The sequence below is a fragment of the Herbaspirillum sp. meg3 genome, from assembly GCF_002257565.1.
In the GTDB taxonomy this organism is placed as follows: Bacteria; Pseudomonadota; Gammaproteobacteria; order Burkholderiales; family Burkholderiaceae_D; genus Herbaspirillum.
In genome coordinates this window covers 3308828-3322179 of the sequence record NZ_CP022736.1, presented here as the reverse complement: position 1 = coordinate 3322179, position 13352 = coordinate 3308828, and the positions used below count along the sequence as shown (strand labels likewise).

Sequence of the window (13352 nt, the reverse complement as noted above, 5' to 3'; positions counted from 1 at the left end):
TCGATCATAGCGTATCGATGCTGCGCATCACATTACCTCGGAGGTAATTGTCCGGCAGCAGGCCCTGCGCAATGATGTGCCTGACGTTGCGCTTGCCGTACTGCAGGACGCGCCGGACAGCGGTCACATTTTTCGCTTTCTTCTTATTTTTTATGGAGCTCAGCATGGCAAATTCAATAGCTACAACGCATTCAAGCCACTCAACGTCGACAACCGCCACCGGCGAACAAATGAACAATCTCGTGGATCTCTACATTGCGGTCTGGAATGAAACCGACGCCGCACGCCGCGCCGGCCTGATTGCCGAAATCTGGACCGCCGACGCCAGCTATCGCGATCCCCTGATGCAAGGCGACGGCCACGCCGGTATCTCGCAACTGGTGGCCGCGGTGCACGAACGCTTCCCGGCTTTCCGTTTCAGCCGCATCGGCGAGCCGGATTTCCATGGCGACCATCTGCGTTTCTCCTGGGCGCTGGGTCTCGATGGCGAAGAGGCGATGGTCAAGGGAACCGATTTTGCGGTGCTGGAGCACGGACGGTTGCGCAGCGTAACCGGCTTTCTGGATCAGGTGCCGGCCTGAGTTCGACAAGTTCGGACAGGGCAGCGGCGGTGATCGTTACCACTGCCGCTGCCTTATCTTATGCATCAGATCATCGTGCGCTCAGGATACGTTCCACGCGTTCGGCGCTGGCGGGGTGGCTGGACAGATAAGGCGGTACGCCGCCTCCGGCCGCTTCTTTCTCACCCAGTTTTTCAAAGACATAAGCCAGCTTTTGACGGCTCATGCCGTTGGCCTTGAACAGGGCGATGGCATAGTCATCGGCTTCACGTTCGACATCGCGTGAGTACTTCATATCCAGCAAGACGGTCGGTATGTTGGCGATCACGGCAGAGACATCGCCGAACAGTACCGTTGCCGCCGCCCCGATCGCCGAACTCTGGATCAGTCTGCGCATCAGATGGCGCCGCTGCAGATGGCCCAGTTCGTGCGCCAGCACGCCCATCACAGCATCGTCGTCGTTGAGCAGAGTCACGATCTCGTCGGTCAGCACAATCTGGCCGGAGGGCAGGGCAAAGGCGTTGGGGCCGATGCGGCTCTTGCGGAAGATGATCTCGTACGGCGGTATCGGCTCAACCGCATCGATCGATGCCGTCAGCGTCTTGAAGCGCGCCGTGATCGCTGCCCGTTGTGCGCTCGGCAGCGCCGTGGGAGCCAGAATATGTTTATCGAGGAAGTCCAGTGCACCTTCGCCGATACGTTGCTCTACGCTGATCGGCAGTGAGCGCGCAATCACACCGGAGGCAGCCGGCAGCAGGTAGAGGTAACTCACGATCAGCAGCACGATCAGTGCGGTCGCGGCCGCCAGCGTCGCGCGCCAGTTCTGCTGCATACGCACCACCAGCGAGTCGCGATGGTTGGTGCTCTCCAGTAAGACGGCGAACGCCGCGTGATCCTGGATTTCCAGATAGGCGCCGTCAGGATAGGTCACTTTGCGAGCAGCCCTGCTGAGCCTTTCGGATACTCGCAGTTGCGAGATGGGACACACGCGCTCCACCGGCGCTGCTTCACCATAGGTGTCAGGGCTGCTGTAAATACGCGCCATGCCGTCAATCACTTCCAGCGTGACGGCGTGGCGGCGTGAGGTCTTACCGTCGAAATAAGAAGCAGCGACAGCTGTCGTCATAGCGATAAATCAAAATCGAGCAAGTCCGTCATACCTTCGCCCATGGCCGAACCGGATGGTTCGTTGTCGGCGATGAAGTCATCCAGGCTGCCCGCGGGATGCAGGCTCATTGATTCGACCCGGTAGCGCAGCGCGCGGATCTGCGCGAAGGGCGTGTACAGGCCCAATGTGCAAACGATGCCGATGATATTGGTGAAGGCGATGAACATCATGCGGCCCCAGCGCATCTCGCTGCGAAAGCCGTGTTCGCCGAGCTTGGTGTGATTCCAGATCAGGTTTTGCATCAGTGTCAGAAACAGCGGATACATCAGGAAAGTCCAGGCGTACAGCGCCAGAATCACCAGCACGAACGAAAAGACATGTCCGGCGCCAAACGATTGATCGCCCATGAATGGATAGGCGCTCGCACCGATCGTGAGCAAAATGGCAATGAAGCCGGCAAGGTAAATGCCGAAGCCGATCAGATAGGTTTTGTAAAACGCACCCACCGAACCATCGAACGAAAAATGGCTGGCGCCAAAGCGTGACTCCGTATGCTGAAAACGTTTGATGCGCTGATGGGTAAATGGCGTCAGCAAATACAGCGTGAAAAAAGTCAGCAGCGGCAGCCACAAATACACTTTGTAGGCGCCGGCAGCGTTGCCGCGAAAACCGAAGCGAATGCCGCGATAGCTGGTGTTGTAGAGCTTGAACTGCAAACTGCGCCAGATCAGCCAGGGCATCGCCACCATGAAGGCGATCAGCACGAGCAAGCCAATCAACGCGTTGAGTTTGAACGCGAACTGATAGCCGAACAGCAACACGACAGTAATAATGCGACCCTTGAGAATCGCCATCGGGTTGCCGTGATATTCAAAGCTGGTGCCGGCGACCGTGGTGTTGTCATAAAAATAACGTAGCCGTCGTACCTTGGCCCAGGCGGAATAAATCCCCAGCGTGACGACCGACAGCAGCAGGTTGACGATCCAGATGCGGAAGTATTCGGACCCGCGTCCACTGAAAGAAAATACCTCCACGGGAGCCGGTGCCGGTTGTACGGGTGGCGCGGAAAAATTCGGTCCGGCAGGGAAGTCGGGCTGGCCGGGTTGGTCGAAAGTGTCGCTCATGTGTTCCCCATCAGTTTGTTTTTGAAGTTGATTGATCCCTCAGAGTGCGCCAAAGAATCTCTTGCGGCCTCAAAAAAGTCAAGCGCGTCCGGTTACATTTTTCGAGACGGCGCGCCTTCGTCGGCGACGATCTTTTTCTCAAAAAAATGTAACAGCACTTGCATTGCATCAGATCGCTGTATTGACTTCGAATGATCAGATCGTGAATCGGTCGCAAGTATATAACTACGATGAATGTGCAAGCGAAGCGAATCGCCAATGGAAGAGGTAACTGAGCATGATTGCACCTGACATTGACGAGACATGTTTTGCGATGGAGGCGCAGAAATTTGCAGTGATAAGCATCTCTGAGGCATCGCTGAAAAATAGCCGGCACATTTTAATCAGTACGAAAAATTCGCAGCGTGAAAACATCATGCGCACACACGCGGAAAATATTTACGCTCTCATTTCACTGTTACAAAATTCTCGTGAACTTTCTATTTATTGATGTGCCGAAACGCTGAGATCGTTGCACAGCTCGTGTCCATCAACATCAGTCGGCATCAGCTTTTCAGCGATCTCGCCCTCCGCGGCGAAGATGTTCATCGTGATTGAAAAACCAGATGAGCGCATCGCCGATTCGTTTTATCAGTGCCACGTCTTGCACCGCACATTTATCTTCAGGAGATACCATGCTTCGCTCAGAAACTCTCTTTGGCAAACGAGAAACCAATTCGCCAAATACCCCTTTCAGCGCCAGTAATAATTTGACGCAACCGGGTGTATCCAATGTGGCCAAGACGACCAACACGCCATCTTCTACCAGCCCACAATCGAGCTCCGGTTCCAACGAAATGGGTAGCAAGCTGATCGTCGGTCCCAACATCAAACTGAAGGGCGTCGAGATCAACGACTGCGACACGCTCGTTGTTGAAGGCCGTGTTGAAGCGACGATGGACTCGCGTGTGATCCAGATCGCAGAGAAGGGCGCTTTCAAAGGTTCGGCAGAAATCGATCTGGCCGAAATCCGCGGCGACTTCGACGGTGATCTGACTGTACGTCAAAAGCTGGTTATCTATTCCAGCGGCAGAGTCTCGGGCAAAATCCGCTATGGCAAACTGGTCATTGAAGAGGGTGGCCAGCTCAGCGGCGATGTGCAGGTCGGCGGCGCAGCAGAGCAGCGCGAACTTTTGCAGGCTAAAACCGCGTAATTCAGACCTGGCCTCAAACAAGGAGAGTATCGGTCAGGCAGGGATCCGGGCGCTGATTGGCGTGCCGCTTCTATGCGTATCTCGTGAAACTCATAGCCGTACGCAGCATCGGCGGCTGTGTTTGTTCTTGTCATCACAAATGAAGCCTTCCGGGCGGCGTCCGGACGGTTTTATTGTCGTGGACGGGGCGAGTATGGCTATGCTGTGGAAAAGTGCTGCGTGCTTCGGCGGCAGTATTTTCTCCGCGTCTCCATGCTGCCGAGCATCCGATTCTGAGGCGTTTCGCGGTCGGAAGTGACCTTTTGCACGTCTCCGTTTGTCTCGATGAGCTTTATTTTTACCTCTCTGAACCGCCTGTGGGGCAGGCGGGGGCTTTGTGCGCGTGCGCCGGGCATGCGACAATAGCGCTTTTCGTCCTTCGTTATGCTTTTTTACTGCACTCGGGAAACATGCCGATAAAGTGCTGAGCAGTGGACGACTGTGTTTTTAAGATTGATTATGAGCCACCCGGAATACATTCTCACCATTTCCTGTCTCGACCAGCGCGGCATCGTGCATCGCGTGTCGGGCTTCCTCGCCGATCACGGCTGCAATATCATCGATTCGGCGCAGTTCGGCGATGCGCAATCGAAACTGTTCTTCATGCGTGTGCATTTTTCCTCGGAAGACACCAGTGTCACCGACGAAGCACTGCGGGCTGATTTTGCTGTATTGGGCAGCTTGCTCAACATGGATTGGGAGCTGCACGACGCCGCCAAGAAGCCACGTGTCATGCTGATGGTGTCCAAGATCGGACATTGTCTCAATGATCTGCTGTTCCGCTACAAGAGTGGCCTGTTGCCGGTGGAGATTCCGGCGATTGTGTCCAATCACACCGACTTTTACCAGTTGGCTGCAAGTTACAACATTCCGTTCCATCACCTGCCACTGGCAACCGGTGCCTCGGAAGAGGCCAAGCTGGCACAGGAAGCGCGCATCCTCGAAATCGTTGAAGCCAATCAGATCGATCTGGTGGTGTTGGCGCGCTACATGCAGATCTTGTCGCCATCCATGTGTGCTGCGCTCAAAGGTCGCGCCATCAATATCCACCATTCCTTCCTGCCAAGCTTCAAGGGCGCCAAGCCTTACTACCAGGCGCATGATCGCGGCGTGAAGCTGATCGGCGCAACCGCCCACTTTGTCACCAGCGATCTGGACGAAGGTCCGATCATTGAGCAGGGCGTGGAGCGCGTTGATCATTCGATGGGCCCGGATACCTTGACCGCCATCGGGCGTGACATCGAATCCGTGGTGCTCGCACGTGCGGTGAAATGGTTCACCGAGCACCGCATCCTGCTCAACGGTCATAAAACGGTCATTTTCAACTGATTCAGGCCTGACGATTCAAGCTTAATCATTCAAGCCTGTGGTGCAAGCCAGAGGCAGCGATAGAGCCAGTCTTTCAACGCCGGCGCAGATCTGATCTGCAGCCGGCGTTGTTGCGTCTGCAGTCCAGGTTTCTGCAGAGTTTCTGTCGTGGCTCGCATCATGCTTCCGATTGTTGACGAAAAAGCAGGCTCCATGCGGGAGTCCGCTGCTTTCGCGTATGGCAATGCGGCAACGATTCGGCCATAATGCCGGTGGAGCAGGAATCTCGCGTTTTATCGACATTTTTGCAAAATAAATTTCGCGCCGCGCAGCTTTACGCTGCTTGTGGCGTTGTGCCGTACCCCTACTTCAGGAAAGCCTGCTCAGCATGAAAAATTGGACGATCAAACAGCGACTACTCGGCAGTTTTGCGGTCATCCTGATCTTGATGGTCATCATGGCGGTGGTGGCTTCGACGCGGCTGGCCAAGATCGATGACGAGGCGACAAGTCTGCGGCAGGATTCCACGCCGGGTTTGTACTACAGCACCATGATCAATGCCGCCTGGTACGAGAATTTGCTGCTCGGCCAGCAGATCGCTCAGGTTGATGAGAGCGAGGCTGCGCGTCAGGCTGATATCGCCCTGTTGCGCGCCAATAGCGAGCGCCTGAATCACTTGCAGGAAGAGTACGACAAGACCGTCTACAACGCACGCGACCGCGCATTGTTCGACCAGTTCAAGCAGGCGCGCATGGCCTATCGCCAGATCCAGCAGGACATCCTGAAAATGGATCTGTCCAGCCCCAATCCCGCCGTCAATAAAATCATCGCGGAGCAGCTTCGTCCGGCCTGGCGCACCGGCTATGGCCTGACGCAAAAGATGGTGGAAATCAACAAGACCATTTCCGACGATTCCGCCCAGCGCATTACCGACGCTGTGACGCAAGCCAAGACCAGCATGCTGATCTCGGTGATTGCAGCGGTAGCGGCAGCCGTCGTGTGCGGCTTTTTCCTGCTGCGCGCGATCACCGGTCCGATGCAGCGCCTGATGGGAATCCTCGACGTCATGCGCGCCGGCGATTTTTCACAGCGCCTTTACTTTGAACGCCGCGATGAGTTTTCGCATCTGGCCGCAGGATTCAACCGTATGACGGATGAACTGACCGCGCTGGTGGGGCAGGCACAGAAATCATCGGCTCAGGTCTCGACCTCGGTGACCGAAATTGCCGCCACTTCCAAGCAACAGCAAGCCACCGCTGCTGAAACGGCGGCGACGACGACGGAAATTGGCGTGACCTCGCGTGAAATCTTCGCCACCTCGCGTGATCTGGTGCGCACCATGAATGAAGTCTCGCTCGTCTCGGAGCAGGCGGCGACGCTGGCCGGCAGCGGTCAAGGCGGCCTGACGCGCATGGAAGAGACGATGCACGACGTCATGGACGCCGCCGGTTCGGTTAGCGGCAAGCTGGCCATCCTCAACGAGAAAGCCGGCAACATCAATCAGGTTGTCACCACGATCACCAAGGTCGCCGATCAGACCAATCTGCTCTCGCTCAACGCTGCCATCGAGGCAGAAAAGGCCGGTGAATACGGCCGTGGTTTCTCGGTCGTCGCGACCGAAATCCGCCGTCTTGCTGACCAGACGGCAGTTGCCACCTATGACATCGAACTGATGGTCAAGGAAATCCAGTCGGCGGTCGCCGCCGGCGTCATGGGGATGGACAAGTTCTCCGATCAAGTGCGTCGCGGTATGTCCGAAGTGCAGCAGGTCGGCACGCAACTGTCGCAGATCATCGCGCAAGTGCAAGCGCTGGCGCCGCGCTTCCAGATGGTCAACGAAGGCATGCAGGCGCAGGCCAATAGCGCCGAGCAAATTAATCAGGCGCTGCTGCAACTAAGCGAAGCCGCTCAGCAGACCGTTGAATCGCTGCAGCAGTCGAGCCAGGCCATCGATGAACTGAACCTGGTGTCCAACGGTTTGCGCAACGGCGTCTCGCGCTTCAAGGTATCGGCCTGATGGCAATGAGCGTAAACACGGTCATCACCGTCGTCACTGTAGTGCAGACAACCCGAATTGCACGGGCCTGAGCATGCTTTTTTTGATTTTTCAGATCGGTAATGATCGCTACGCCCTGGAAACCAGCCAGGTCGCCGTGGTATTGCCGCCTGCGCCGTGCAAGCAGGTACCGGATGCACCGCCATGGGTGTGCGGCATTTTCCGTTACGACGGGCGCAATGTACCGGTGCTGGATGTCAGCATGCTGGCAATCGGCAAACCGGCGGCAGAGCGCCTGAGTACTCGCCTGGTACTGGCGCACTACGCACCCACAGGGCAAGCGCCGCAGTTGCTTGGTCTGATCGTCGAAAAGGCGACTGACACGCTACGCTGTGACGCCGAAGAGTTCACCGCATCCGGATTGCTGCATGAGAATGCGCGTTATCTCGGTCCGGTCATGCGGCATCAAGGCGAATTGATCCAGTGGGTCAAGGTGGCGGATTTGCTGGACGAAGCGGCACAAGCCTTGCTATTTCCGGAAGAGAGCCGGGCATGAGCGCGCAGATGAAGAGCGTCAATCACAGTAATCACGGCCTCGGCAGTAGCGCGGCCAATATCCAGGTGATCGAACAGATCGCCGCCATGCTCAAGCAGCATATGGGACTGGATGTTGCCGCCGTGGGCAGCGCGCTGATCGAGCGCGGTGTACGTGAGCGCATGAACCAGCTTGCTCAAAACGATATCTACGGCTACCTGCATACTTTGCAGTCGGGCCTAGGCGAACTGCAGGAACTGATTGAACTGGTCGTCGTACCTGAAACCTGGTTCTTCCGCGACCGAGAAGCTATTCTCGCCGTGGCGCGCCTGGCGCGTGAAAAGATCGTGCGCTCGCCCAACGCTCACGTGCGGATTCTGAGTCTGCCGTGTTCCACCGGTGAAGAGCCATACTCCATTGCCATGGCGCTGCTGGACGCGGGTGTGCCGGCGGGGCAGTTCCGTGTCGACGGCATCGATATCTGCAAGCGTTCGTTGTCGGTCGCTCAGCGCAGCATTTACGGTCGCAATTCTTTCCGCGGCAAGCAGTTGGAATACCGCGACCAGCATTTTTCCGTCCACGACACTACGTCATCGGCCTTGTCCGAAGAAGTGCGACGCCAGGTCAGTTTTCGCCATGGCAATATGCTGGCCGATGATTTTCTGGCGAACGAAGCGCCTTACGATTTTATTTTTTGCCGCAACGTGCTGATCTATTTTGATCGCGATGTGCAGGTGCAGGCGGTCCAGGTACTGGAGCGTCTGCTCGGGCAGGACGGTTGTATTTTTGTCGGCCCTGCCGAAGCGGGCATCATGTTGCGCCCGCATGTCGAATCGATCGGCATTCCGCTGACTTTTGGTTTCCGCCGCAAATCGGTGACGATGGCAGGAGCAGAGGTGGTGCCTGTATTGCCGGCGTTTGCGAAACCGGCTGCGCCCGCCTGGATGCCGGTACCGGCGCCAACATCGACACCGACGATACGGGAGCGCAGCAAAGCTGCTGCGCCATTGCCTGTCATCCGGCCAGACGTCGAGAAAATTTCTGTGCCGGCGCAAGATGACCTGCTCGTGCGTGCACGCGCCTGCGCCGACCGCGGCGAACTGGTGGAAGCAGAGGCCCTGTGCGAGCAGCACCTGCGCGCAGCCGGTTCGTCCGCTGACGCTTATTACTTGCAAGCCTTGATCAACGATGCCCGCCAGGATGCGTCTGCTGCCTTGCAGCTGTATCGCAAGGCTATCTATCTGCAGCCGGATCACCGCGACGCCTTGTTGCATTTGTCTGCCTTGCTGGCAGCCCAAGGTGATGTCGCCGGCGCACAGCGTCTGCAGCAGCGTGCCGAACGTGCACAACTGACGCAGGGCAGCGAGGAGCAGCCGCATGTCTGACCTCTTGCAAACGATGCCCGCCTTGGACGTTACCGTTGACGACTGCTGGAATCGTATCGGCGTGCGCGGCGACAACAGTTGTCCACAACTCAAAGAGTACTTCCGCTGCCTGAATTGCCCGACCTTTGCCGCAGCCGCTTCCGCTTTGCTGGATCGGCCCGTATCGGCCGCAGGTTTTCTCCCGAAGGGTGAGATGCCGTTACAGTCCGGCGGCGGTGACGGCGATATGGGCAATACGCTCAGGCGCGGCCGCGGCGACGCGACGGCATCGATGCTGGTGTTTCGGATCGGTGAAGAATGGCTGGGCCTGCCGACGACGGCCATTGTTGAAGTGATTGAAGCGCGCACAATTCACTCCCTGCCGCATCAGGCCAACCAGTCGGTGCTGGGACTGACCAATATTCGCGGCGCCCTCAAGATTTGCGTGTCGCTGGCGCGGATGCTTGGTATCGGTGGCACTAGCGGCAATGCCATCGCGGCGCATGCCGGCCAGCGCCTGTTGGTGGTGGCGCATGAGGAGCAGATGCTGGCATTCCCCGTCAATGAAGTATCCGGCGTACATGCCTATACGGCTGATGCCGCGCAGTTGCCGCCGTCTACCGTGGCACAAACCGGCTCTGCTTATACCCAGGCCGTGATCGGCTGGCGCGACAAGAAAGTTGGCTTGCTCGATTGCGGCCTGTTGTTCTATGCCTTGAATCGGAGCCTGACATGAGTTCGACCGATATCCGGCAGATGACCATGCTGGAGTTGTTCCGGCATGAAGTGGAAAGCCAGGTGCAGGTGCTGAACGCCGGCCTGCTGGAGCTGGAGCACAGCGATGATCAGAGTGATCGCGAGGCCTTGCTCGAACCCTTGGAGGCATGCATGCGCGCGGCGCATTCACTCAAGGGGGCGGCGCGTATCATCAGCCTCAATGCCGGCGTCAATGTCGCACATGTGATGGAAGACTGCTTCGTGCTGGCACAACAGGACAAGCTGCGTCTGCGGCGCCGGCAGATCGATGCGTTGTTCAAGGGCGTCGATTTGCTGACGCGCATCGCCAACGCACCGGGCGACGACGAAACCTGGGGCGAGCATGCCGGCAAGCTTGAGATTGACAGCTTCATGCTGGCGCTGAGCACTGCGATGGCAGACGATAGCGACGACGACATTACAGCTGCGGCCGTGCCGGCCGATGCAGCACTCGCTGATGACGTGCCTGTGACGGCGGCAGCGACAACTATATCCGCCGCCCCGGCAAACCATGCGGATAGCCGCGAGCAACGCGAACTGCGCGATGCTGTTTCACCCAACGGCGTGCGTTCGGTGCGTGTCAGCGCCGACAATCTCGACCGTCTGCTCAGCCTGAGCGGGGAGTCGCTGGTCGAGTCGCGTCGCCTGAAGTCTTTTTCCGCCTCGATGCTGCGCCTGAAGCGCATCCAGCGCGACGCCGCACAAGCCCTCGAGTTGTTGCAGCAAAAAATGACAGGCGGCGACGAAGCGACATACGTCGCGCTCACGGAAGTACGCACATTGATGCTGCAATCCCAGCATATGGTCGCCGATCAGCTGGCCGAGCTGGAAATGTTTGACCGTCATTCCGTCAATCTTTCGCAGCGTCTGTACGAAGAAGCATTGGCTTGCCGTATGCGTCCGTTTGCCGACGGCACCGGTGTCGGGTCGGGCAACTACGCGCGCATGGTGCGCGATGTCGGACATACGCTGGGTAAATCGGTACGGCTGGAAATCGTCGGCAGCGCCACCCAGATCGATCGCGACATTCTGGAAAAACTCGATGCGCCCATTGGCCATCTGCTGCGCAATGCGGTTGATCACGGTATCGAATCGCCGTCCCAGCGTTTGCTGGCCGGCAAGCCGGAGCAGGGCAAGATCACGCTGGAAGCACGTCATAGCGCCGGCATGCTGCAGGTAAACGTCATCGACGACGGCGCCGGCATTGATTTTGATCGTCTCAAGCACGCCATCATCAGTCGCAAGCTGTCCACTGAAGATATCGTGGCGCGTCTGAGCGAGTCGGAGCTGCTCGATTTTCTGCTGTTGCCGGGGTTCAGTCTGCGTGACACCGTCACCGAAATTTCCGGCCGCGGCGTCGGTCTCGATGTCGTGGCCGACATGCTCAAGCAAGTGCGCGGTACCGTGCGCATCACCAGTACTGCTGGACAGGGCACGCGTTTCCAGTTGCAGTTGCCGCTTACTTTGTCGGTGATCCGCAGCCTGCTGGTCAGCATCGACAACGAGCCCTATGCTTTCCCGCTGGCCTACGTCAATCGCACGCTGGAGTTGCAGCGCGATCAACTGGATGTGCTCGAAGGCTATCAGCACTTTCATTTTGAAGGCCGCCAGATCGGCCTCGTCAGCGCGCACCAGATTCTGCAAAAGGGCGAGTTGCGGGCCAGGGGCGAGTCGGTGATGGTGGTGGTCATCGGCGACAACGAAAACACCTACGGCCTGGCGGTTGACCGTTTCCTCGGCGAACGCATGCTGGTGGTGCAGGCCCTCGATTCACGCCTCGGCAAGATCCCCAACGTACAAGCCGGCGCTTTGATGGAAGATGGCGCTCCGGTATTGATTCTGGACGTGGCCGACATGTTGCGCTCGGTCGAGAAGCTGAGCGTCTCAGGTCAGCTGGAGAACGTCCAGCATGTCGCCAGTGACGACGTCGGCGCAGCACGCAAGAAAGTGCTGGTGGTGGACGACTCGCTGACTGTGCGCGAACTGGAGCGCAAGCTGTTGTCCAATCGCGGCTATCAGGTCACTGTGGCGGTCGATGGCATGGATGGCTGGAATGCCGTTCGTACCGAACAATTCGACCTGATCATTACCGACATTGACATGCCGCGCATGGATGGTATCGAGCTGGTCACACTGATCCGGCAAGCGCCGCATTTGCGTACTTTGCCGGTGATGATCGTGTCATACAAAGACCGGGAAGAAGACCGCCAGCGTGGGCTGGAAGCCGGTGCGGATCATTATTTCACCAAGAGTAGTTTCCACGACGAGACCCTGTTGCAGGCCGTAGTGGATTTGATCGGAGCTGCCTGACGTGAAGATTGCAATCGTCAACGATGTGCCTATGGTGGTCGAAATTTTGCGGCGGGTGCTGGCCGAATGGCCGGAGCATCAGTTGTTATGGGTGGCGCAAGATGGTGCTCAGGCGGTGGAGTTGTGTGCCTGGCAATTGCCGGACATCGTCCTGATGGATATCGTCATGCCGCATCTCGACGGCGTCGAAGCGACGCGCCGCATCATGCAGAAGACCCCGTGTCCCATTCTGATCGTGACGGCCGATATCGGCGCCTGCGCTGATAAGGTCTATCAGGCGCTCGGTTACGGCGCGCTCGATGCAGTTGATACGCCGGCTCTATCCGGTAGCGGCAGCGACTGGCGCCAGGGTTCGTCTGTGCTGATGGAAAAGATCGCACGTATCGGCCGCATGGAACACAAGCCTGCCGCTGCAAAGGCCGCACCGCAACGAGAGCGGAGCACATCCAAGCCGTCAACAGTGGCGGGGGGCGCCGTGCCTGCAGGCGCATCCGACAAGTTGGTGGTCATCGGTGCATCGGCGGGTGGTCCGGGCGCACTGGCATCGATACTGCGCGAACTGCCCAAGGATTTTCCGGCTGCCGTGGTGATCGTCCAGCATATCGATCCCGGTTTTGCTGGCGGCATGGCAGCGTGGTTGCAGCAGCAAACCGGATTGAAGGTGCGGGTGGCGCAAGAGGGCGACCGGCCGCAACGCGGCACCGTGATCATGGCCGGCACCAACCAGCACCTGCTGTTTCGAAATCGCGACAGCCTCGGCTACATGCCGGAGTCGCCGGAGGACGTCTACCATCCTTCGATTGATGTATTTTTCCAGAGCGTGGTCCGGCAGTGGCGCGGTCAGGCTGTGGGGGTGTTGCTGACCGGCATGGGGCGTGATGGCGCCGTCGGTCTCAAGGCTCTTCGCGATGCGGGCTGTCACACCATCGCACAGGATCGCCAAAGCAGTTCCGTGTACGGTATGCCGAAAGCAGCTGCTGCACTGGACGCCGCCACAGAAATTTTGCCTCTCGGCGCTATCGCCAAGGCATTGGTCAGTCAATTTACGTAATGCAAAGG

At 58.0% G+C, this 13352-nt stretch carries 13 protein-coding genes; 10 read left to right on the top strand and 3 right to left on the bottom strand.

Annotated elements, in window-relative coordinates:
* Positions 1–4: 4 nt before the first annotated feature.
* Complete coding sequence (locus hmeg3_RS24760) at positions 5–238, bottom strand: hypothetical protein (RefSeq protein ID WP_157739281.1); 234 nt, start codon at positions 236–238, stop codon at positions 5–7.
* Here hmeg3_RS24760 and hmeg3_RS14935 point away from each other — a divergent pair.
* Complete coding sequence (locus hmeg3_RS14935) at positions 231–581, top strand: nuclear transport factor 2 family protein (protein WP_094564417.1); 351 nt, start codon at positions 231–233, stop codon at positions 579–581. The two genes, hmeg3_RS24760 and hmeg3_RS14935, sit on opposite strands and share 8 nt — an antisense overlap.
* Before the next feature lie 70 nt (positions 582–651).
* Here the strand turns inward: hmeg3_RS14935 and hmeg3_RS14930 are convergent, their stop codons facing one another.
* On the bottom strand, positions 652–1686 hold the full coding sequence (locus hmeg3_RS14930) for a M48 family metallopeptidase (protein WP_094564416.1): 1035 nt from the start codon (positions 1684–1686) through the stop codon (positions 652–654).
* A complete protein-coding gene (locus tag hmeg3_RS14925) occupies positions 1683–2792 on the bottom strand; it encodes a YjgN family protein (protein WP_094564415.1) in 1110 nt (369 codons plus the stop codon). The genes hmeg3_RS14930 and hmeg3_RS14925 overlap by 4 nt, the downstream gene beginning before the upstream one ends.
* A 277-nt stretch (positions 2793–3069) precedes the next feature.
* Between hmeg3_RS14925 and hmeg3_RS14920 the strand changes: the two genes are divergently transcribed.
* The 9 genes from hmeg3_RS14920 (at position 3070) to hmeg3_RS14880 (ending at position 13344) form a co-directional block, all read left to right on the top strand.
* Entirely contained in the window at positions 3070–3282 is a 213-nt protein-coding gene (locus tag hmeg3_RS14920; protein ID WP_094564414.1) for a hypothetical protein, read from the top strand.
* A gap of 184 nt (positions 3283–3466) precedes the next feature.
* Positions 3467–3985: a polymer-forming cytoskeletal protein gene (locus tag hmeg3_RS14915; protein WP_094564413.1), complete on the top strand. Its 519-nt coding sequence runs from the start codon at positions 3467–3469 to the stop codon at positions 3983–3985.
* Between the two features lie 498 nt (positions 3986–4483).
* On the top strand, positions 4484–5353 hold the full coding sequence (purU, locus tag hmeg3_RS14910) for a formyltetrahydrofolate deformylase (protein WP_094564412.1): 870 nt from the start codon (positions 4484–4486) through the stop codon (positions 5351–5353).
* Positions 5354–5720: 367 nt separating this feature from the next.
* The gene (locus hmeg3_RS14905; RefSeq protein ID WP_094564411.1) at positions 5721–7349 is read left to right on the top strand and encodes a methyl-accepting chemotaxis protein; all 1629 of its coding nucleotides are present in this window, start codon (positions 5721–5723) and stop codon (positions 7347–7349) included.
* 73 nt (positions 7350–7422) lie between these two features.
* Positions 7423–7884: a chemotaxis protein CheW gene (locus hmeg3_RS14900; protein WP_094564410.1), complete on the top strand. Its 462-nt coding sequence runs from the start codon at positions 7423–7425 to the stop codon at positions 7882–7884.
* Positions 7881–9248 (top strand): CheR family methyltransferase, encoded by a 1368-nt coding sequence (locus tag hmeg3_RS14895; protein WP_232511654.1) that lies wholly within the window; start codon positions 7881–7883, stop codon positions 9246–9248. The genes hmeg3_RS14900 and hmeg3_RS14895 overlap by 4 nt, the downstream gene beginning before the upstream one ends.
* Positions 9241–9963 carry a chemotaxis protein CheW gene (locus hmeg3_RS14890; RefSeq protein WP_232511653.1) on the top strand — a complete coding sequence of 241 codons (723 nt, stop codon included), beginning with the start codon at positions 9241–9243 and terminating at the stop codon, positions 9961–9963. Before hmeg3_RS14895 ends, hmeg3_RS14890 begins: the two co-directional genes overlap by 8 nt.
* The gene (locus hmeg3_RS14885) at positions 9960–12293 is read left to right on the top strand and encodes a hybrid sensor histidine kinase/response regulator (RefSeq protein ID WP_094564409.1); all 2334 of its coding nucleotides are present in this window, start codon (positions 9960–9962) and stop codon (positions 12291–12293) included. The genes hmeg3_RS14890 and hmeg3_RS14885 overlap by 4 nt, the downstream gene beginning before the upstream one ends.
* Position 12294: 1 nt before the next feature.
* Positions 12295–13344, top strand: a complete 1050-nt coding sequence (locus hmeg3_RS14880) for a chemotaxis response regulator protein-glutamate methylesterase (protein WP_094564408.1) — start codon at positions 12295–12297, stop codon at positions 13342–13344.
* The last annotated feature ends 8 nt before the right edge of the window (positions 13345–13352 follow it).

Excerpts from the sequence above, each read along its gene's own strand:
- hmeg3_RS14930 (WP_094564416.1), bottom strand. The coding sequence starts at position 1,686 with ATGACGACAGCTGTCGCTGCTTCTTATTTCGACGGTAAGACCTCACGC.
- hmeg3_RS14905 (WP_094564411.1), top strand. The coding sequence starts at position 5,721 with ATGAAAAATTGGACGATCAAACAGCGACTACTCGGCAGTTTTGCGGTC.
- hmeg3_RS14925 (WP_094564415.1), bottom strand. The coding sequence starts at position 2,792 with ATGAGCGACACTTTCGACCAACCCGGCCAGCCCGACTTCCCTGCCGGA.
- hmeg3_RS14890 (WP_232511653.1), top strand. The coding sequence starts at position 9,241 with ATGTCTGACCTCTTGCAAACGATGCCCGCCTTGGACGTTACCGTTGAC.
- hmeg3_RS14885 (WP_094564409.1), top strand. The coding sequence starts at position 9,960 with ATGAGTTCGACCGATATCCGGCAGATGACCATGCTGGAGTTGTTCCGG.
- purU (WP_094564412.1), top strand. The coding sequence starts at position 4,484 with ATGAGCCACCCGGAATACATTCTCACCATTTCCTGTCTCGACCAGCGC.
- hmeg3_RS14915 (WP_094564413.1), top strand. The coding sequence starts at position 3,467 with ATGCTTCGCTCAGAAACTCTCTTTGGCAAACGAGAAACCAATTCGCCA.
- hmeg3_RS14920 (WP_094564414.1), top strand. The coding sequence starts at position 3,070 with ATGATTGCACCTGACATTGACGAGACATGTTTTGCGATGGAGGCGCAG.
- hmeg3_RS14900 (WP_094564410.1), top strand. The coding sequence starts at position 7,423 with ATGCTTTTTTTGATTTTTCAGATCGGTAATGATCGCTACGCCCTGGAA.
- hmeg3_RS14935 (WP_094564417.1), top strand. The coding sequence starts at position 231 with ATGAACAATCTCGTGGATCTCTACATTGCGGTCTGGAATGAAACCGAC.
- hmeg3_RS14895 (WP_232511654.1), top strand. The coding sequence starts at position 7,881 with ATGAGCGCGCAGATGAAGAGCGTCAATCACAGTAATCACGGCCTCGGC.